Source organism: Parachryseolinea silvisoli, assembly GCF_021190955.1.
Classification (GTDB): domain Bacteria; phylum Bacteroidota; class Bacteroidia; order Cytophagales; family Cyclobacteriaceae; genus Ohtaekwangia; species Ohtaekwangia silvisoli.
Genome location: NZ_JAIOAO010000004.1, coordinates 256077 through 277328, shown reverse-complemented (window position 1 = coordinate 277328; position 21252 = coordinate 256077). Strand labels below are relative to the sequence as shown.

Below are 21252 nucleotides of genomic sequence, written 5' to 3'. Positions count from 1 at the left end.
ACTAAATTATCGTGCCTATTTTTAAGAATTACCAGCACGTATGAAAAAAACTTACAGACTAAACGCACCGAGAGGTGTTTAGTTGTGCCGCCGATATTAAAATCGGATTAATAGCCGGACTGGCAGATCGTTAACCAATCCATCCGGTTAAACCGGAATACAATATCTATATAGGATCCGGAGCGCACAACTTCACATTCGGTAAATAAAAAACCCCCAGTACCAAGTACTGGGGGTTTTCATGTTATCCAAAGCTACGATTAATTTAATCGGGTCACTTTGACTGCGTTCAGGCCTTTTTTACCTTTCTCTTCTTCATACTCAACCTCGTCGTTCTCGCGAACCTCGTCGATAAGACCGGAAACATGGACAAAAATGTCCGCGCCTGAGTTGTGGGGTTTAATGAAGCCAAAACCTTTTGCTTCATTAAAAAACTTTACTGTTCCTTGCATTGTATTATGTATTAAAAATTACTAAAACTGCCGTGCGGTGGGAATCAACTCATCGTACGTAACAACGTCAAAATATACTGAAAGCAATCTTTACGGTATTAACTTAAGGAAGGCAAACAACAAAATAATAGTGAGACTAACTTTGCTGGAGGGCAATTTCTTAAATGCCTGGCAAAGATACGACAATAAAACTCTAATTTCCTAAAGGAGAGCTAATTATATGACAACAACTTCAAAACAAACCCGCACCTTCAATTTAGGCCAGTACGAGATCAACCGCCTGGGATACGGCGCCATGCAATTGACCGGGCCCGGTGTATTTGGCGACGCCCCCGACCGGGCCAGGGCCAAAAAAGTCTTACAGGAGGCTGTCGCCGCCGGCGTAAACTTTATCGACACCGCCGACGCCTACGGCCCGCATACCAACGAATCCTTAATTGCCGAAGCCTTGCACCCCTATAAAAAAAACCTGGTCATTGCGACAAAAGGTGGCTTTAGCCGTCCCGGCCCAGGCCAATGGGTACCCAACGGCACCCCTGGCTTCATTCGCGAGAACATTGAAGGCAGCCTGAAACGCCTGAAAGTAGACGCGATCGATCTCTGGCAATTACACCGGTTCGATTCGAACGTGCCCGTGGAGGAGACACTCCGCCCCGTAGTCGATGCTGTGAAAGCCGGAAAAATACGTTACGTAGGGTTATCCGAAGTAGATGTCGCCCAGATCGAGCAAGCTCAAAAGATAGTGCCCATCGTATCGGTTCAAAACCTGTATAACCTGGGCAACCGCAAGTGGGATAACGTGGTCGATTATACCGCGCAGCGTGGCCTGGCATTTATACCGTGGTATCCACTGGCATCCGGTCCCGAATCCATGGCCGGCAAAATCAGCAGCATTGCCGCCCGCCATAACGCCACAACGGCCCAGATAGCGCTCGCGTGGCTGCTCAAACGTTCACCCAATATATTGTTAATTCCCGGCACCAGCTCCGTCGAGCACTTGCACGAAAACATGAAAGCCGCCGACATCGTGCTGACCGACGAAGAATTTGCCGGGCTCTCTAAATAAAGATCATTCCTGGCAAGGCAAAACGTGGCCTTGCCAGGAACTATACCTTATAGATTAATGTCTTCGATGCCCGCAATCTCGGTTGAGACTTCACCTAACCAGCCGGCATCCTGGTTCGTGCCGGTATGGATCTTAATAAAGTCGATGCCCGTCAGGCTTACCGGTGTACCGCTGCTGTTCACCGCCCAGTCAATATCAAATGTCGCGTTCGTATCTGCATTGGGCACATTGTCCGCATAGCCCCAGGCAAAGGCCGGTGCCAGCCAGTGCTCGGCGGACGGGTCCGGGTTGCTATCGTACGCATGGTTCGCCAGTTTTGTACCCGTAAAGGTGATGCTGTTCCCTTCCCACTGCGGGTAATACGACGCCTGGGTGTGAAACGAATTGCGCTTCACTACACCGGAACCTCCTTGATTGTCCGTCCACGGCACATCGGCATTTAACGGGCTGGGCTTGGTATACGTGATCTGGTAATTTTTGATCGTGCCGGCAGCATTGTAGGCACTGCCAGCCAGCTCATACCACGTATCGTCTGGCAAACCGTTGGCATTCACATCGCGCGACACCATGACAATACCCGGCTCGGCCCAATCGGTGAAGGCATTGCCATATACTTTAAAGTCACGCACACTGGCCACGTTCGCGATGGTGTGGTCAAAACCCACAACAATATAGCCGCCGAAACCGCCCAGGCACACCAGGCCATTTGTTTTACCGACGAGCGCTGTAGCCGCCTTCGTTGCCATTTGAGCCGCCGTATTGCCCGATGTATACGCAGGCAACGTATTGATAAACTGTCCCGGCGCAGGCGCGTAGGTAAACACCTGCGAAATATACTTCGTCGGCACCAGCAGTGACGCCCGTGCATGTGCGTCTTTTAAGGCGTCTGGGGTAACCGACTGTGCGGTGGTAGAGACTTCTTCGTACGCAGAATCCGTGCAGCCGGCCAGGCATAGTAAACCTGCCATGCACATGAGTAACATGTTCTTTTTCATAGTCAACTTTTTTTGTAAACGTTTAATTATATAACCTCAGAAACCTCTGATTCTACTACCGAACAACATGCAGAGGTTGAACCATACGCTGGCCATGAATACGCAGAACGCGACCCGGTCATCCGCACACCCGTTCACCGCAGGCTACAAACTCTGATGGCACGGGGCAGGTCTTCTGACTCTCCTCTCTCTCAACACCTTCCCGTCCACCAGCCGGCAGACAGTGGTCTTGTCGTTGAAAGCTCGTTCCGGCAAACGCCGGATGAGGATTACAGCAGCGGGAACTGTCCAGGATTTACACCTGATTCCCTTTTAATCACTCCGCCAATTGGCAGTATGAACCCTATGCTGAATCGAAAATAGAAATTAAATGATCACGAACCAAGAGACTTATCGGGCCTACGGCTCGTTCAACAGGTGCACCCATCCTTTGTAGAGCTTCACGCTTTTGCGTGGATCGAGCACATCGAAGGTGACTTCGGCACTGTAATAATAGACAGCGGGCGACAACATGGAACCGTTCTTGTCGCGTCCGTCCCAGTCAATATAGATGGAATTGATGTCGTCCCGGTAGTCACCGGTGTAAGAATATACTTCGCGTCCCCACCGATTGAACACTTTGAACCGCACCGTTTTCACGAACCGCGCACAACCATTCTTGAGATGCTCGGGCGCCGCACAGTCGTCGGAAGCACAGGCATAATCGCGCAGGCTGTAGGCGCTGAAGACCGGGTTTGCCGCATCGCCGTTCGGGCTGAAGACATTCGGCAACATATAGTTCGGACAGTTGTCATTGCATACGGCGTCGCTCAGGTCACTTTCGTTGCCCGAGAAATCAACGGCCGATATTCTGTAACACGCCGCATACGAGCTCAAGCCCTCGTGTACAAACATGCGCTCGGTGGCAGCCACTTGCCCGAGTAGTGTATACGCGCCCGCCAACGTCGTGGTCCAATAGACACGGTAATACTGGATATCCGAATTACATCCCCCCGCTTCGCCCGGTTCCCACTGCAACGTGTTGGCGTACGTTCCCGGGCGGGCGATGCAAAGCGTGGCAACGGACAGGCGCTCACAGTCCACTAGCGACACCGTGAGCAAGGGGGTACAAGGCGCCAGCGTATCGCCCGGCTGTACACAAATACGCTGGGAGTAGTTCTCCAGCGGCTCGGGTATCCGCTGCGGGTTGCCATAGCCTCCGCGTGTCATAATGCGATAACAATAGGTTGTGCCGGGTGTAAGGCCACTGTCGACATATTGCAGGCCACCGGCCGTCACGTTGACCGAGTCCACCAACTGCAACTGATCTTCGGCATCTTCCGTACCACCCCGGAAAATGTAATGATACGGATGTGCTTCTATCTGGTTGGACCACGGTACATGCGCCGACCAACCCAGGGTAATTTGATCCTTCTGCGAGGTTGAGCCCACCCTTACCGACGACGCCCAGGCTGACGACCCCAGCAACAAGGTTGTGTCGTTACCCGACTGCGGACTCTTTTTCGTGCAATACCCCAGAATGTTATAATTATAGACGTTCACCTCCGTATTCAAGCCACCGTCCAGGTACGTGGTATCCCCGAACAACGTCGCCACCAGGGTGGAATCGTTCGCCCTGTCGAACCCCACGCCACGGTACACCCGGTACTCATATGGCGGCGGGTATACTGCGGGGTCGACATCAAAGGGCTTCTTCCAGCTCACCCGCACCAGTCCGTCTTGTGTATCCGTCCGCTCCACCGATACGTTTGTAATGATCGGCACATCGGCCAATACCGGTCCTACACAAACCTCTTGCGAAACATAGCTCTCCCCGCCGCCAGGCCCCGGATACACCGCCACCAGCCGGTAACAATATCGTGCACCCGGTGCGAGCCCCATCCCGTTGTTGGTATCGATATACTGCGCCGTAGGTTCGTCTGGTGAGAGGCGTGCCGGCACCGTGTCGATCAACGTATAGCCTAAGCCTGGTGGCATGCCCGTTTCACAATGGTCGGGCTGAAAGTTGGTGCCGTCTACCTTTCGCCATAGTTGTATGGTCTGCGCATTCTGACAGGTATAACGGTCCCATTTCAGCGTCGCCGTGCGCCGGGTGGCATTTAATTGTGCATCATTCCAAATCGGCGCGGGACCCACTACCGTAATGCGCCAGGCCTTGTAGACGGCCAGTCCAAAGGCATCTTCGGCCTTGAAGTACACAGTATAAGGTTGCTCACGCACATGCTCGCAACGGGTGTACCAGGTAAAACCCGCGTACGCCGGTGACGTTTGAAAGATCGTCGGCGAAAACGTCGCGGGGGATTCGCGCAGTGAAAATACCTCCGAGGTTGCGGTAATACGCACATCGTCGGGTGGCGAATCCAGGTCGTATGCGTTGATATATTCCTGAATCTTGTCGCCCGCCGTCACACAAATATCTTCCGGTACGATCAGCTCCGGACGTTTGTTATCGCAATCTTCCACGACAATCTGCATGTCGCGGCGCACAAATCCCACCTGGTAATACGTTCCCTTGGCTTTACGCCGCCAGTCGATGACGATAAAAGCAATATTATACTCCCCTACCATGCCGGGAGCATCCCACACAACATTGCCGCGTTGGTCAATGGTAAACGTCGGTATACCGGTACCGGCCTCGTTGCCCTGGGCATAGTGTGTGTAGAACTTAGAAGCCGCGGGGCTCAGATAATTGAAGACCGAAGCACCACGGTCGCGGTAGGGAACGACCATCTGGTAAGAGATGCTGTCAATGCCGTCGGGGTCGACCGCCTGGGGGTTATGAAACCAGGCTACGCCCGTACACGCGCGGCCCAACGGCGGTTGTCCCAGGTGCACCGGCGTATTGCAGCCCAAATAAGGGTCGATGACCACCTGCGTCTCCAGGTAAAACGGTGTCTGCACCGGGCTGTCCATGTTTAAGATCCCCGCGTTCCGGTTCTCCTCCACATAGCTGATCGTATACGTGCCCACATCAAAATAGTGGTTGATCTCAAAATAGACATAGGCTGTGCCGGACGGCATTCCCTTTGTAGAATAACGGGGATCGTTCGGACGGATCTCCGGCACCTTGACCCGTGGGCTTCGGTCGCCAAAATCAAGGTAATCATTGGCTCCGCCGAAAAGCACGTCCGTATCGTTGGTATTGATATACACCTCGATGCGCACGGTATACGTAATACCGCCGCCGCTACCACAGTCGCCAACCCTTGTCAGCTTGATATTGCCCGCGCGCAGGTGTGTGGCATAGACCGGGCCACCGGGCAGCAGCAGACAAAAAATAACCAGACAGAGCAGCAGGCTGCTCTGCAGAGCATCTTTATTTACCAACATAGCGATTGTACAAATAGGTTAGCGCAAAATACCCCACAACCCATCACACGCCATCCTAACGCCAACCAGCCACCTTCGTGTATGCCGCCTTAAAAAAATATTTTACGTACCCCCATAAAAAGGGGGTGCCCCACTGGAGCCCCCCCGACGGTATGATAGTATAATGATTGTTACAACTATTCCGGCGCTTCCGCGATATCCTTCACCACTACCGGCCAAACACCGGGTTGCGGTACACTTACGCCTTTTGTTTGTCCGCGCTGGGCATCCGAGCCAAAGTAGTATACCGGCCAGCCTTTATAGGTGAGCTGTTTTTTGCCAAAGACATCGATCGAACCGAACAACGTCTTGTCCAGGGTAGACGGAACCTGATCGGGCGTGGCTTCAAAGATCGGCCAGATGGCATCGTGGGCTGCCTCTCCATTTGTGAAGTTGTTGTCGTTATTCTTGTCGACCGTGAATACATACAGCGTGCGGCCGTGGGCATCGGTAAAGTATGTTACGGCGCCATCACCTTCGGTATAATCGCCTTTGTAGTGTTTGTTATCCGCACCGATCAATTGGCCTTTCGCCAGTTGAATCGTATAATCAGGCTTGGCAACAAACCATACACCGCCTACACCTTCACCGGTAGTTTGACCGGCTGCCTCACGCGTGCCGCCTGGTGCATAGTAATAGAGTGGCCATCCTTTGTAGGTTGTTTGTGCCGCGCCGTTCGTCGTAATGGTAGCGAAGTCGTCAAAATCAAGGCCTTCACCGACCAGGTCTTCCGTCAGTCCGGCAGCATTGTATACGGGCCAGGCGGTGGCACACCCACCTGTACAGGTATTGGCACCCGCTACGTCGGTAGCAAAGTAATACAGCGTATTACCTTCGCTATCCGTCAGGTACGAACCGAGGGTTGCGCTGGTAGCCAGCTTGATTGCCGGTTCCGGTTCGTCGGCTTCCGGTGCTTCCTCTATGTCTGCCACTACTACCGGCCAAACACCGGGTTGCGGCACGCTTACACCTTTTGTCTGTCCGCGCTGAGTGTCTGATCCAAAATAGTATATCGGCCAGCCTTTGTAGGTGAGTTGCTTTTTGCCAAAGACATCGATCGTACCGAACAGTGTCTTGTCCAGGGTGGAAGGAACCTGATCGGGTGTAGCTTCGAAGATCGGCCAGTTGGCATCGTGGGCTGCCTCTCCGGTCGTAAAGTTGTTATCGTTCTTCTTGTCGACCACGAATGCATACAGCGTACGGCCATGGGCATCGGTAAAGTATGTTACAGGGCCATCACCTTCGGTATAGTCACCCTTGTAGTGTTTGCTGTCCGCACCAATAAGCTGGCCTTTGGCAAGTTGAATCGTGTAATCAGGCTTGGCAACAAACCATACTCCACCTACACCTTCACCGGTTGTCTGGGTGGCTGCTTCGCGCACGCCGCCCGGCGCATAGTAGTAAAGTGGCCATCCTTTGTAGGTAGTCTGTGCCACACCGTTCGTCGTAATGGTAGCGAAGTCGTCAAAATCAAGACCTTCACCGACCAGGTCTTCCGTCAGTCCGGCTGCATTGTATACAGGCCAGTTGGCGATACATCCGCCTGTACAGGTATTGACACCGGCTACGTCGGTAGTAAAGTAATACAGGGTATTTCCATTGCCATCCGTCAGGTACGAACCCAGGGTCGCGCTGGTACCCAACTTGATCGCCAGTTCCGGTTCGGCCGGTGTCGTGTCATCATCGTCACTGCAACCAAGCACTATAGCGGAAAGGGCTACCGTCAAAAGCATGCCCCGTAAAAAGAGCATACGTGTGTTAAACAATAGTTTCATACAGATTAAAATTTGTTTAAGGGTGTAAAAAGAAAAGTTGTAGAAAAAGGTATCCCAGGAAGCGGCCATCGGGCCGCTTCTCGAAACAACATACGTACTCAGGTAGTGTGGCTCACGCAAACGCGCGGAGCCTTATATCATTTGCCTTTGTGCGACTTCAGCTGAAAAGCGCGTGTCACGTTAAAGCCCAGGTGGATGTCACCATCGAAGAAGTCGCCGTCCGTCTCGGTAATAAACGTCCGCTCGATCATGCCCCGCGTATTGGTCATCACGATCTGGAAGACGTGGCCGCCGGTCTCGATATCGATCGCCAGGCCAATGGCATCCTTGTATGGTGAGTTATCGGTTGCATTCAGACGGTAGTAATACTCGGCATTCACGGATACGCTACGGGTCAGTTTGATACGGCCACCGATACCAATCGCTGCCTGCGTATTCTCTGTATCACCCTCGCCCAGGCCGATGTAGTTTTTGTGGACCACGGTCGGCATCAGCTGCAGCGACAGCTTCGACGTAAAACGCCGGGCAATCAACAGCTGGCCGGTGTACGACAGCCGGTCGATCGTTTCAAAGCCCGCCGGTGTCTCATCGTCCTTGGGCGACGTTTTATACGCCCCGCTGCCAAATGCCGTGATGGTAAAAGGTACACCCTCCCTGGTCTGGCGCAACAGCTTATACTTCAGGTAGCCGTCGACCGTCTTGTCCACTGAGTTACGGCCAATGCCAACGCTCAGGTTATCGGTCAGACCATACTCCAGGCCAATGCGTACGAAGGCATCGTCCAAACCGAACATCTCATACAATCCGCCGTTAACACGTCCGAAGCGGTGTGAAAAAATAAACTCCAGGGTGCCGGCGCTGGTGGTCTCTACCGAGTGGCCGTTCACCAGCCGTGACCCCTTAAAGGCCTGGCCAATATAGCCCTGGTCTTCCTGGCCTGTGGAAAGTTCTTGCAACAGCTCGTCTTGTGCCCGCGCCGAAAACGTCAAACATGTCGTAAAGGCCAGCGCTGTAAAAAGTGTTCTGAATATAAACCGCATAGTTCGTGATTATTGAGGCTTGTAGGTTACTTGAATGGTTACGTCCACCTGCTCGGCAATATTCTGCCACAGCAATTTGGGAATCTGCACGTTGTAGTCTGCCAGCTTGACGACAAAGCTTGATTTCATCAATAGCTTGTCGCCTTGCTTTTCAACGTGTCCCGCGATTTCGACAGGCCGCACCACACCGTGTATGGTCAGTTTGCCTTTCGCTGTCACGGACTGTGTTGCCGGCCCCGAGGGCGTATAGCCCTGCAGTTTTCCGGAAAACGTTGCCGTTGGATATTTCTCCGTTTCCATATACTTCTCGTTGAAGTGCTCCTGCATCAATGCTTTGTCAAATTGATAGCCCTTGATGGGAATGGAAAAGGCAATATCTCCGCTGGTCGCATTAAACAAGCTGGAAATTTGCGTGTTCTCCGCCTTGATATCTTCCACCGTGGCCTTCGAGAAAAAGGAGGTTTCTCCTTTCTCGGCCTTATACTTTTGCCCCAGTGCCGGCAAAACCATTGCCAGCGCGAGGACTACGAGGATCACACGTCGCTCCATAAACCTGATAGGGTTAGGTTAAGACTAGTTATTAAGCGCACCATCGTCCACCCAGCAGGCAATCTGGTCAATGGCTGACTGTGACAGCGCCGGCTGGCCTGCGGGCGGCATGCTTCGGGCACCCGTGCGGGCCTTAATCGTAGTCGCATTGTTTTTAATATTTGTGAACTGGGTGAAGTTCGGACTTTGCGAGCCTGCTACGTGACAACCGGTGATCGCACAGTTTGTCTGAATGATGTTCTGGATATCACCGCTATAGGTCACACCACTTGCACCACGCGCAACGGTAGCGCTAATCACCCGTGAGCAATTATCCGCGTCACGCACCGTGACAGAATACTGTCCGCTGGCCAGGTCTTCGAATACGGGGTTCGTGCCAAAACTGCCCGTGCCCAGTTTATACTGGAAGGGTGTTTTTGTACCGGTAGCCGTTACCGTAATCGTGCCTGTGTCTTCGCCACAGCCGTTGTCGCTCGTTGTTTCCGCCGAAACAGCCAAATCACTCGAAGGTACCTGCAGGGAAACCTCGGTCGTCGATTCACAACCATTGGCGTCTTTCAGCGTAACAGTATAGCTACCCCCCAGCAATTTGCTGAATGCACCGTTTGCCTGGAAGGTGCTACCGTCGATGCTGAACTGGTACGGCGTACGGCCGCCCGTACCCGACACAGTGATGGAGCCGTCTTCAACACCACACGCCGACGGATTACCCTGGTTGTCTACCGCAAGGGTCAAACCACTCGTGGCGCAATCCACCATTTCTTCTTCAGAATGGTTTGCACAGGCACTGGCCAACAGGCCTATTAGGAAAAAATGGACATAGTTCGCCCTGCGAATCATAAAATTCTTTGTTTTTTAGTTAAAATTGATACTTGAGTGAGAAGAAAACCCCCGAGCTCACCAGGTCGACCTTACCTTCGCCGACGCCGGAAAGAGGAGCTTTGAGAAAGGGTTCCGCCTGTACCTGGAACCGCCTGCTCAGCCGATGCTGTATGCCGATTGAGATATTCAGCATACTAGCCCAGTCGTTGTTTTTACGTGTATACGTTTCGTTATATATGTAGTCCTGCGTAGGACCTTTTACTCCATAGGTATAATCTTCGTTCAACATGATGTACGACGATATACCGGTCGTGATCGAGAAATTGGTGCGCGCCTCCGGTCGTATATAGTACGTCACGTTCAGCGGCAGGTCCAGCACGCGGCACTCGCCATCCAGCCAATCCGCCTTTACCGTGTACGGTCCCGAACCGTATGTCTTCTCGGGATTCTTGCTGGTATAGATCTTACGCGACCAGATGGCGCCCGCGGTAATCCCGATGCGCTTTATCGGCATAAACTCTACCAGCAAACCGATGTTGATACCCGACTTACCCGGACGCTTGTACCCAATCGTACTGAAGTCCGGCGACACCGGCAGCTTGATATACCAACGCGACACTTTTTCCTTCTCTTGCTTCTTCTCTTCTTCCTGTGCCGCTACAACCTGGGTGGTATCTTTTTTCCCGGCTTCCTTCACGGTAGCGCTGTCTTGTCGTACAGCTGCCGCCAGCGTTTCCTGCCCCGAAATAGTTTCGCCTTTGTTGCGCTTCCGCATCGGAGGACCATGCACACCCATCACTTCGTCCTTTTCCCGCACATACACGTCGTCTGCTTCACCCTCCTGCTTGTCGCGGTCCGAAGCTTGTGCGGTACCAGCCTGATCCCGGCTGTCCCGCACCGCTCCTTGGGTATCAGGGTAAAGACCTACTTTCTTTTCATCCGTCTGCACGCCGGCGCCGACAAGTTTGTCGTCTTTCGTTGCCGCGTTTGCTACGGGCTGTTGTTTATTCTTTGTATCTGTTGCCAGTGTAGATACTTGATATTGTTGTTTCTGCGTCGCGGTATCCTCTTCTTTTACTACAGCAGCTTCCTGTATACCTTCTGCACGATTCGCGCCGGGGGCTGTTTTCGATTGCTCTGACGCGACCAGCTTTTTATCCGCCGTAGCATCTACCGGACGGCCTGCGACCCGCTGCACCGTGATCATACTATCCTGCTGATTCGATCCAGCAGTCGCAGACTTACCTTGTTTTGCATTCACCTGTCCCGTCCGGCCAGTTTGGTTAATTGTTCTTCCTTCCGCATCGGTGCTGACCGCTGTCTGGCGTTGCACCCGGCGGCGATTGCTCGTTGCTTCCGCGCCGGCTTCCCCGGTCTTGTTTGTACTGCTTCCACCGGCCTCTTTCAGGCTGCTGGCAGTGGTTGTATTTTCTGTCGACGCTACAGCCGTTGTCTTATTGACCGACGTCGCATTCTTAGCTGTCGTATTTCCTGCCAGGGCCTGCCGGGATGTTTCGCTCTCCTGCGTAGTTCCCTTTGCACCCGTCCGTACCGTAACCGTTCCCTCACCGTCGTCGGCAGCATTGTTCGGCAGCCTCTCTGTTGTCGTTCCCGGTATGTCCTGTGTCGGCGTGCCGGCGTCCCCACGGTGTGTCGGCACGGTCCGGGCAAGTGCAGTGTCGTTTTCCGCAGAAAGCAGTGGCATAGTGTCTACTACCGTTGCTTCCTGAGGAGAAGTCATTCTGTCGTCCGACTGCCATACCGACCATACAGACGAGAGCAGCATGGCTCCCACCAGTACGCGCAGCGTGATGCGTCGGAAAAAAGCAGCCCTGTCGTCACTGTCCAGACGTGCGCGCAGCATCTCCCAGTCCTGCGGATCGTACGCAGGCTCGAGGCCGCTTGCTGCCTCCCGGAACAGCTTATCCAACTCTTTGTCTGACATCTCAGGCATACTTTTTCACGTTAATCCTTTTCAGCAACGTCCGCAGCTGCTCACGCGCTTTAAACAGGTTAGATTTAGAAGTCCCCACTGAAATTCCCATCTGGGCTGCAATCTCCTCGTGCGCATAACCGTCTATCACGTACAGGTTAAAGACAGTTCGGTACGCCGGTGTCAATTGCTGCACCATCATGACCAATTCTTCGTAGGACAGCGCGTCCAGCGCATCTCCGTGTACCGACACCACTTGCGCGGCGGCAGCCTCCAGATCCTGATGATGCTCGTGCTTACCCGATTTGCGGTACTGATCAATGGCCGTATTGATCATGATCCGTCGCAACCACGCTTTAAACGAAGACTGATCTTCGTGCTGGTTCAACCGTGTGAACACTTTCATAAATCCATCATTCAGGATCTCCCGGGCTTCTTCCCGAGAGCGCGTGTACCGCAGGCAGATGCTCATAGCATACCCATAAAAATGCTCATAAAGCACCTTCTGGGATTCGCGGTCGCCCTTGAGGCAACGTTGAATGATTGCGTTAAGCTGCTGCGGGTCTTCCAAGCATTCTTAATTTTTAAATCTTCCCCAAGACGGCCCTTGTCCGGGACAGGTTGCCTGCACTTGAAAAAAAATTAATAGGATTCCGGGATGTATGGAGAAAACATCCCGAAGGTAATTAGCATTCAGGCACTTCCGCAATCGATGTCGCCTATTTTACAAAGGTGTCAACCCAAAAATTCCTTAGAAAGAGGCACCCATGCCGAACATTACCAAAGATTCTTCTTCGGACGCCCCGAAATTTACATGTAACGAAAGCTGATTCATAAATGGCACAACATAGAAGCCCGACGATTACACACGTCCGGATCTTAAATGCCCATGTACCGACGCTGCTATCGCAGGTAAAATACCCCTTTTAGCCGAGCCTCCTCCCACGGCCGCTGCGAGCCTTTCGACAGGTCTTCTACATGGTTACGTGTGTTCATAAATACATCCTCGATCCGCTGCGACACCTTCATCTGCTTGATCAGCTCGCCGGTATACAAACCGTGTGCGCCCGCGCCGTCGGAGGCGACCGAGCCGGGGTCTGTCGCATACGCAATGATCATCCCCGAAGGTGCGTTGACTTTGGCCAGCCCTGCTCCACCCCGCTTACCGGTCGGGAACGGGTTGTTTCGACACGCATCCAGGATGATCATGTTCAAGCCCTCGTGGTTTGTCACTTCGAGTGTGCGCAGCACCCCCGTCAACGGAATGGTCTTCTGCCGCACGTCCAATACCGACTGAATGTCGGCGTCCACCGGCACCAGGTAATTGGCGCCGTCTACTTCCAGCCCATGTCCGCCATAATAAAACACCGACACATCCACATCCTGCACACGATCGCCAAACGCATAAATGGCATTCTTCATTTGCTCGTAGGTCCCGTCTGTAATTTTCATCACATCAAAACCCAGCTCGCTCAACGTGGCCGCCATACCGTTGGCATCGTTCACGGTATTGTTGAGCTTGTTAGTATATTGATACGAGGCATTGCCGATCACCAGGGCTACCTTCTTCTGTGAAGCCTTGACCTTGCCGGGCACACCTGTCTTGTCAGTTACCGCCGTCTTCGGTTCGTAGGTGATGTAAAAATCCTTCGTCGTAGTTTTGGTTTCCGTATTCTCTGCCGTGATACGCACTTTGTTCTTACCGGGCAGCAAGTCAGCCTCTCCGGTGAAGTGACGGTCACCATCCAGGATTGCCTCCTTGCCGTTGATATATACTTTAGTGATACGCTCATTTCCTTCGATCATACCCTCCACGGTTGTTTTATCGGTAGACACGACCTGGGTGGCATAACTACGGTCCAATCCCGGTGTATTGATCCTGATCTCCGCCGGCGTATTGCGCTCGATGTAATATAGTTGCACCGCGCCTTTCTGCATCCCGACGGCCAGATATTCACCATTCCCGGATATTGCCAATGCCCAGGGTATACCCGGCAAGGATACCGTACTGGTGATCTCGGCCTTCTCCAGGTTTACGGTCCACACCGCCGAGGCATCTTTCGAAATATAGGCCACATGGCCTGCACCGGGCGCAAATGACATTTCGTCGACGCGATAACGCATCGGCACGCGCTTGCTTTCATTACCCGTCAGCCAATCGTAGGAAAGAATCATGTTGCGTCGCTCCGGCTGGTTCCGGCCCTGCATACCACCTTTGGGAATAAACACCTCCTGTAACCCGACCACAAAGCGATCGCCCAGCGAGTTCATGGCCGCGGCATGGAGTACCGAGCGTGAGCCTGTGTACTCACCGCTTTGCAGCGTAAGCTCGCGTAAGAATTTTTGTGTGATCGGATTCCAGCTCAGCACGCTGCCTTGCTCGGTAATCATAAACAATTGTTGCCCGAAGCGATCGTACCCCACAAACATGGGGTTTCTAACCGTAGCGGGCACACGTATATTTGCATGGGTAAGGTTTGCCTTCAGATCGAAGAGCTCGAGGTTGTTATCCCGCGTGTAGAGTACTAGTGTTTGCCGGGAGGGATCGAGGTTGACCAACACCAGTTTGACCGGCACCTTTGCCGTACGAACACGATCGAAATTACCGGTGGCATATTGATCTATAGCACCACCCGCCGTAACCACGACAAACGTGTTGTCTTGTCCGGTAAACGAAGTATATAAAACCTTCTCGTCAACAGACCACTGTTTCACCATACTCCTGTCCGCCACATCCCAAATGGATATATTCCCTTTTTCATCGGCCACTGATAAGTATTTCCCATCTGCGGAAAACGCCATCGCCACCACTTTTATGGGGGCATCGCGCGTAAGCACCTGGTATGGTGTAAGAAAAATATCCTGCGCAGCAAGCGATGTAGCAATATTGATTGTAAGAAAGAGTAATAGAAAAATTCGAAACATATATAGTTCGTTTAAGATATGGAGCTCGTATCAACGTGTGAAGGCAACCAATTGTTTTGATTCACGTTACAAAATCAAATTTATACTGAACCCATTAATCACTTAAACAAACCACATGAAAAAGTCTTTAGTAGTGGCGCTTTTAATCTTAGTCGCAAGAAATACTGCGTATAGCCAGCAGGATAAAGGTGATGTCAACGTCACCTTTTCCGGCACCTATACCAGCAACAAGTTGTATAGCTTCGGACAGATCTTTATCAAAGGCGGTTATTTTGTAACCAAAAACATCGAAGCCGGTATAAAACCGCAATTTCTCTTCGGTGACGGCTTCTCTGGCACCGGTGTCGGCCTGTATGGAACCTATAACTTCCTGACCAAAGACGCCAAACTGGTGCCATACGCGGGCGCTGAAATCAACCACTCCAGCCTCAAATCCGGCGGTGGTGAAGAGTCGGGCAAAATGAAACAAACAAACATGGGCCTATACGGCGGTAGCAAATACTTTATTACCGAAAGTCTGAACGTTGATGCCGGCATGAACTTCTCGTTCAACCTGGCCAGCAGCCCTTCTGAAATGGACCTCGGCATGATCTTCCAATTCCAGGTAGGTGTGGGCTTTATCGTCGGCAACGTCAACAAAAAGAAAGTAGCAGCCGAGTAGTCTCGCACACAGCCGATAACATTAAAGTTGGTGAAGTAGGTGAAGCGGTGAGCTGGTTCCGTCCCTCCGGAACCGCTCACTTGCTTTTTCCTATCGCACAGTCACTGTCTTGATACCTTCCCTACCAAACAACGTCGGGAAATACATACACTCCACCCGCGCCGGATTCAATGCATAGGTTCCACTGAAACGCGGTATCAGTTCCACGGTATATCGGTATACCCCGGGTTCGAGGTGTTTAAAGAAGATCACCGTCTTTTCATACCGGTGCTCACGATAAACTTCTTCGCGGTTCGCTCCCGGCAGCCTGGCGCCATACGAGCATCCCGCCGGGATCGGTATCTCCAACATAACATAGTCGGCCGCGTGTTTTACCGTTACCGTAGCCGTCAACCGCACAGGCTTACCCGCCACCAGGCGCAGGCTGCCCGGCTCAAAGGCCGTTGTTACCACAAAATCTTTATCTACCGGCGCTGGATTCTCCACCCGGTGTTGCTGATGGGCTGTCAGGTATACCGGCCAGTCACCTGTTTTGGAAACCTGCAGCGCTGTAACATTCCCACGGAATGTATAGGGGAATGCGTGGATCGTCGTATCCTTTTTATCGCCAGACAATCGTAGCGTTACATCACGGTCCATGCGCTGCGACGGATTCGTAAGCGCTGGTGAGAGCATTTCCAACAGCAACGACGACTCATACGTGTTCCGCCAATGTTGCCCGCGCATCTCCAGGAAATAATAGCGAATACGGGTCAGGTCTTGCGGTGCCACTCCCTCCTCTTTCGCCAACAACTGGTACACCTGCCAGGTATTGGTCAGCGCGTTGTCATCAACCGGACCGTTATATACCCCCCAATAATAATTCCCTTTGGAGGTCACCTGTCGCATGGACTGGATCCATGCCCGATCGATCTTGCCGCCCGTAAGCTGCACGATACTTTCCACCAGCAGCCGCTCGCGCAACGTAGCCCGGGTTGATTGCCGCACGGCATACACAACATCTTGTGCCGCCACCGTCTGCCCTTGCTCTAACAGAAATTGCATCACAGCAAGCTCAACCGGCAGGCTGTAGTGCGATAGCGCACCCGCCAGCGTACGAAACAACAAGGCTTTATCAACCGGTACGGCATAACCCTGCCGTGCAGCCAGTTGCAAACTACGCGCAACGTGCAACGTCACCCATACGTCGGTTGCACCGCTGTTCCACCAGGACCATGCGCCATCGCGATTCTGATGCGACACCAGCTTCCGGATAAGCTTTTCGACGGCGGCTTGCGCACGAAACTCCTTCTTCTGGTACGTCAATAGTTGTTGCTCCACCAACAGTGCCCGCAACCGCGAGGCTAACTGTTCATTGCAGTCGTAGGGATAACTTTTTAAATAGGCCACCTCTTGCAGCAACACATCCGACAGGTTGCCCTGTGCATGGATCGTGACAGCGGTTGTGTCTCCAAAACGCCAGGTAAACGTCGTATCGCTCGCCAGGCTGGCAAACATGCCCGTTGTCTCCAACGTGCCCCGTGGGTACACCGGCAGGGTTCGCACCTCGCCGTCACGGTACTGTTGCGTAGCGGCCGTATAACGAACAGACACGGAATCATGTCCAACGGTATGTAAGTAAAGACTGTCGATCACTGCACGGTCGAGCGCCACGCTGTCGTTGCGTTGTACAACATCATTCACCACAATGCTGCGCATCACGTGCATCACCTCGTTGTTGTGCTGTGTGATCTTACCCAATGCCACCGCGTGATCGCCGGCCACCAGAAACTGCGGCAGTGAAACCTCTGCCAACAGCGGCTTATATGCAGGCACGTACGCCCGGGTCTGTCCCGTACGCCGACGCGAGCCCATGCCCAGCACGTATATATTCCAGCCGGTTATATCATCGGGAAACCTGGCTTCAAAGACGGCACGCCCCGCACGGTCTGTACGCAGGCGCGGTTGCCAAAACGCATCGTCGCGGAAATTACTCCGCAGATTCTCCGGTATATCCTGTGACGATACAGCCGGCCGACTGGGCACCCGTGTCTTAGCCTTGTCCTCAACGTCCAGACTATTGGCACCTCTGACCGCCAAACCAGCCATGCGGCCCTGGAGCGCGCGATGATAACCGGCCACCACTACCTCTTGCAACATTTGGACATCCGCGTGTAAGCTGACATTCACCACTGACTGGTCTGCCGCACGTTCCACCGTACTATACCCTATAAAAGAAAACACGAGGGTAGCATTAGGAGGGCAATCCAATGTATAATATCCATCCATATCGCTAATAGTCCCTTGCGTGGATCCGCCCACCATCACATTTACGCCCGGAATCGGCAATCCATCCTCATCCGTCACGCGTCCCTGCACGGCCGTACCCCAGGGCTGTCGTGATGCCGACGGGATGTAGTATTGATTGCGCAGCCGCTCCACTTCCTGCTCGCGTTCGACGGCATCCAACGGCCCCGTACCCAACCGCTGTCGGGCCGCCGCCAGTGCCGCCGCGCTGACCGCGTCGGCCGCCGACAACGGGCTATCATCCACCGTTCGGTAGGTATGCCCATACGGCCGCACCACCAGCGAATCGACCTGCACATATTGCCCCGTCTCAAAGACGACCACCACACGGTATGTCCCTACCGGCAAGGCCCGGTCCAGTACATTTCCGGCAAACGGATATTGCTCCTCCGGACCATCGCAACGAATAAAACAAGCGGTGTTTACGGCAAGCCCCTTTGCCGCCGGATAAGGATCAAGTGTTACCCGGCCCATGCTTTGCGTCGATTTGGACAAGCGAGGAGACTGTCGGTAATGATAAAACTGTTTTACTCTTCCTCCCGGCACGAACCGCATACGTTGCGCGGTATAGGCTCTGTCGCGCAAAAGGCCAAACGCCATATTCCATGGCCGTGATGCCTGCTGAATCCTTGATCGAACATCAACCTTCTTCAGAAGCAGCATATTGTTGCGCAACTGATATTGATAGTCCAACTCAACTGGAAAGGTCATGCGCACGCTATCGTTGTGCGTAATGGCTGCCATTCCGGGGTAAACCGGCCCCACCAGTGAATACCAGAGGTTACCTTCCCGGCCATTCAATGTGAGGTAATGATCTCCCTGCTGCAGGTATGTACTCTTGGCAATCCCCGCACGCTCAAAGGGTATAAAATGCGTCGCAAGCCCGACTACCTCTTCCTTTGTCAACTTATAGGGCATTTCCACACGCGTTGCCTGCGCGGGTAAATGATTGTAATCCAACGACAAAATCAGTTTCTGTGCCGAGTCTATACGCACGCGGGGTAGCGTGATCTGTGACAATGGCAGGCGTATGGTAACCGTGTGCTCACCGGGCTGCACCGTGAACGAATACGGCTGTTGCAGCGCACCGCCATAATACACCACGCGTCCATCGACATATACAATATGTGCTGGTATGAGCTCTCCGCGCAGCACAACAAACGGCGCGACCTGTGCGACATCGGAAGGCTGCCGGTTTTCAAAATATCCGCTCGCGGGAAACAGAAAGCGATAAAACAGCAAGCTGTCCAACCCCAACCGGGTGCCCCAGGTAGCATATGATAATGGTCTGCTTAACCTCTGCTTTAAACCTTCGGCCAGAAATACATTCCGTTCCGCCCGCTTGCGTGGCATCTTCCCTAAGTTAGGCACAGCGACATCGGTCGGCATCGTAAACTTCCGTGTATAGGCATACGCTGTCAGATCCACGTCGCGTACCGGTCGGCCATGTGTATCGCGCACGGTGATCGTGATGGGCGCCCGTTGCCCGGGATATACCTGGTCAGGATGCTCCACGCCAATGGCCAGCTCGTGGGTATCAAAGGTGAAGGGATGCTCCTCGTTGTATACATTACCCCCCCAGGTATATTGCACAGACAGCGTATACGTCGCCCGGGCGTCAGCCTTACGCATCCACAACAGGTCCACATCCTTCCCCATCGCTATCAGTCGGCTGTTGCGGAAAAGAAAATACCGAAATAGTATATGCCGTGGGTTTTCGGTCTTCACATACAAGGAGTCGTGTGTACGTCGCGCGGTAAACACCAGCGCCGCGGCCTCGTCACGTGGGGCCAACGACACGGCGCTGTCGGCATAGTGTACCCGGTAGAGTGCCGCGGTATAGCGCACCTTCTCCTGATAGGGCAACACCACTTCGCGCATGGACGATGTACCCACACCGGTAAAGGTCTCTAACCGCACCGCACCCGACACAGGATATTTGCCTGCATCCCAGGCTTTCACCTGCACCGTGTCGCCCCGCAGCAACAACGCCACGGGAAAGGGTCGGCGATTATACGAAAGTGATACGACCTTTTCTATCCGTTCCTGGCTGCTGTTCAGAAAAGAGACAACGGCCTCATATCGTAACGCAACATCGGGCATCACACTATCGGGCAACACCACCGCGGTCTCGCCGACAGGATCCAGCACAAGCGTATGATACCACAGCGTATCGGGCACAAAAACCTGCCGCGGAAAATATTGCTGCACCCGCACCGGGCGCAGTAAGATCTCTGCCCGCCCATCGTACACCGGAAGATCATTGGCATCAACGCCTTTCAGGTATAACCATGAAGGTTCTCCGGGCCGCCCCTGCTCCACCCGCACGGAATAGGTGTTTTGCTGTAACACATAATCCTGAAACTGAAAGCTGCCCGGTGGCAGGGTGCGCCGGCGACCGCGCTGTAACCGGATAAAATAACGGCGATCACGCAAAAGGCCCAGGCTATCATGCAAAACAAGCTCATGGGTGTAAGCCCCCGGGCGAAAAGGTTTTGCAGTACCCAGCTTTCTGTCAGACACATCATCGCGATAGCTGTTATCCGAAAGGTACAAATCCACCGGCTTGCGAAACCGACGTCCGTGTTGTGAAACAATATAGGCCTTCAACCGCACTGTGTCACCGGCTTTGTACACCGGCTTATTCGTGGCCACATATCCGCCCATACTCACATCTCCCCAAAGCGGGCTAAGACGATAATAAATACCGGGAGGCGACAATCGACTGCCATATACCAGGTTTGAAATGTTTCGTTTGACGTAATGGTACGGCGAGAGCAGAATCTTCACCGGCGCCGAGCGGAGAACTTTCCGGCCTGTACGCGCTACCAGGCCGTTGTTCGACTGACGCTGGATAGCAAAATACGAGACATGGCCTTGGTACTCCACCCGCAAAACTCCCTGGCGGTTAGCGCTGGCCAACCGGTAAGTGTCACTGACTGTATCGTATGGGATCTTCTTCTGCCGCACATACACATGTGCATCGGTAATCTCCCTCCCCAGCGAGTCATACAGCACCAGCACCAGGTCCCGCCGGTTGTTCAATACTTTCAGGTCTACGTTGTTAACCGAACGTAGCTCCCCTCCCAAATCACCACCATTGGCATACATAAACATATAATGCCCCACCGGCAACGTGTGGGCATACGTCGAATCCGTCGGGTATACATCCACCAGCGTATCGAGCATAGACACATCAAAATCGTGAATATTGTCGTACAACCGTTGAACCTCACCCGGCCGGACCTTATAAATAAACGTGTAATAACCGGACTGACGACGCGTGGCGAGATCCTGCGCACGGGCCGACATCGCAACGACCAGCAACCACAGCGTCAGACAGGCAAATCGATAAAGGTTCTGCATAGGAGTAGGTTAG

Annotated in this window: 13 protein-coding genes and 1 riboswitch; of the genes, 2 read left to right on the top strand and 11 right to left on the bottom strand. The window is 53.2% G+C overall.

The window, feature by feature from the left end:
* Positions 1–260: 260 nt before the first annotated feature.
* The gene (locus tag K7P01_RS24095; protein WP_254085710.1) at positions 261–452 is read right to left on the bottom strand and encodes a cold-shock protein; all 192 of its coding nucleotides are present in this window, start codon (positions 450–452) and stop codon (positions 261–263) included.
* Between the two features lie 220 nt (positions 453–672).
* On the opposite strand from K7P01_RS24095, the gene K7P01_RS24090 reads away from it, so the two are divergent.
* Positions 673–1518: an aldo/keto reductase gene (locus tag K7P01_RS24090; protein ID WP_267297140.1), complete on the top strand. Its 846-nt coding sequence runs from the start codon at positions 673–675 to the stop codon at positions 1516–1518.
* Between the two features lie 47 nt (positions 1519–1565).
* Here K7P01_RS24090 and K7P01_RS24085 read toward each other — a convergent pair whose 3' ends face one another.
* The 9 genes from K7P01_RS24085 to K7P01_RS24045 form a co-directional block, all read right to left on the bottom strand.
* Complete coding sequence (locus tag K7P01_RS24085) at positions 1566–2513, bottom strand: hypothetical protein (protein ID WP_267297139.1); 948 nt, start codon at positions 2511–2513, stop codon at positions 1566–1568.
* Between the two features lie 148 nt (positions 2514–2661).
* Positions 2662–2874, bottom strand: a riboswitch (cobalamin riboswitch).
* Between the two features lie 38 nt (positions 2875–2912).
* Complete coding sequence (locus K7P01_RS24080) at positions 2913–5843, bottom strand: T9SS type B sorting domain-containing protein (protein ID WP_267297138.1); 2931 nt, start codon at positions 5841–5843, stop codon at positions 2913–2915.
* 176 nt (positions 5844–6019) lie between these two features.
* On the bottom strand, positions 6020–7657 hold the full coding sequence (locus tag K7P01_RS24075) for a hypothetical protein (RefSeq protein WP_267297137.1): 1638 nt from the start codon (positions 7655–7657) through the stop codon (positions 6020–6022).
* 137 nt (positions 7658–7794) lie between these two features.
* The gene (locus K7P01_RS24070) at positions 7795–8697 is read right to left on the bottom strand and encodes a DUF5777 family beta-barrel protein (protein ID WP_267297136.1); all 903 of its coding nucleotides are present in this window, start codon (positions 8695–8697) and stop codon (positions 7795–7797) included.
* Between the two features lie 9 nt (positions 8698–8706).
* On the bottom strand, positions 8707–9246 hold the full coding sequence (locus tag K7P01_RS24065) for a YceI family protein (protein WP_267297135.1): 540 nt from the start codon (positions 9244–9246) through the stop codon (positions 8707–8709).
* A gap of 24 nt (positions 9247–9270) precedes the next feature.
* Positions 9271–10086, bottom strand: coding sequence for a hypothetical protein (locus tag K7P01_RS24060; RefSeq protein WP_267297134.1), 816 nt, complete (start codon positions 10084–10086; stop codon positions 9271–9273).
* Between the two features lie 19 nt (positions 10087–10105).
* A complete protein-coding gene (locus tag K7P01_RS24055; RefSeq protein WP_267297133.1) occupies positions 10106–12022 on the bottom strand; it encodes a hypothetical protein in 1917 nt (638 codons plus the stop codon).
* Complete coding sequence (locus K7P01_RS24050; protein WP_267297132.1) at positions 12015–12572, bottom strand: RNA polymerase sigma factor; 558 nt, start codon at positions 12570–12572, stop codon at positions 12015–12017. The genes K7P01_RS24055 and K7P01_RS24050 overlap by 8 nt, the downstream gene beginning before the upstream one ends.
* 332 nt (positions 12573–12904) lie before the next feature.
* Entirely contained in the window at positions 12905–14926 is a 2022-nt protein-coding gene (locus tag K7P01_RS24045) for a caspase family protein (protein WP_267297131.1), read from the bottom strand.
* Positions 14927–15041: 115 nt separating this feature from the next.
* Here K7P01_RS24045 and K7P01_RS24040 point away from each other — a divergent pair, with 115 nt between their 5' ends.
* Positions 15042–15587, top strand: coding sequence for a porin family protein (locus tag K7P01_RS24040; RefSeq protein ID WP_267297130.1), 546 nt, complete (start codon positions 15042–15044; stop codon positions 15585–15587).
* A 90-nt stretch (positions 15588–15677) separates the two neighbouring features.
* On the opposite strand, the gene K7P01_RS24035 is transcribed toward K7P01_RS24040, so the two are convergent.
* Positions 15678–21239 carry a carboxypeptidase-like regulatory domain-containing protein gene (locus tag K7P01_RS24035; protein ID WP_267297129.1) on the bottom strand — a complete coding sequence of 1854 codons (5562 nt, stop codon included), beginning with the start codon at positions 21237–21239 and terminating at the stop codon, positions 15678–15680.
* Positions 21240–21252 lie beyond the last annotated feature (13 nt).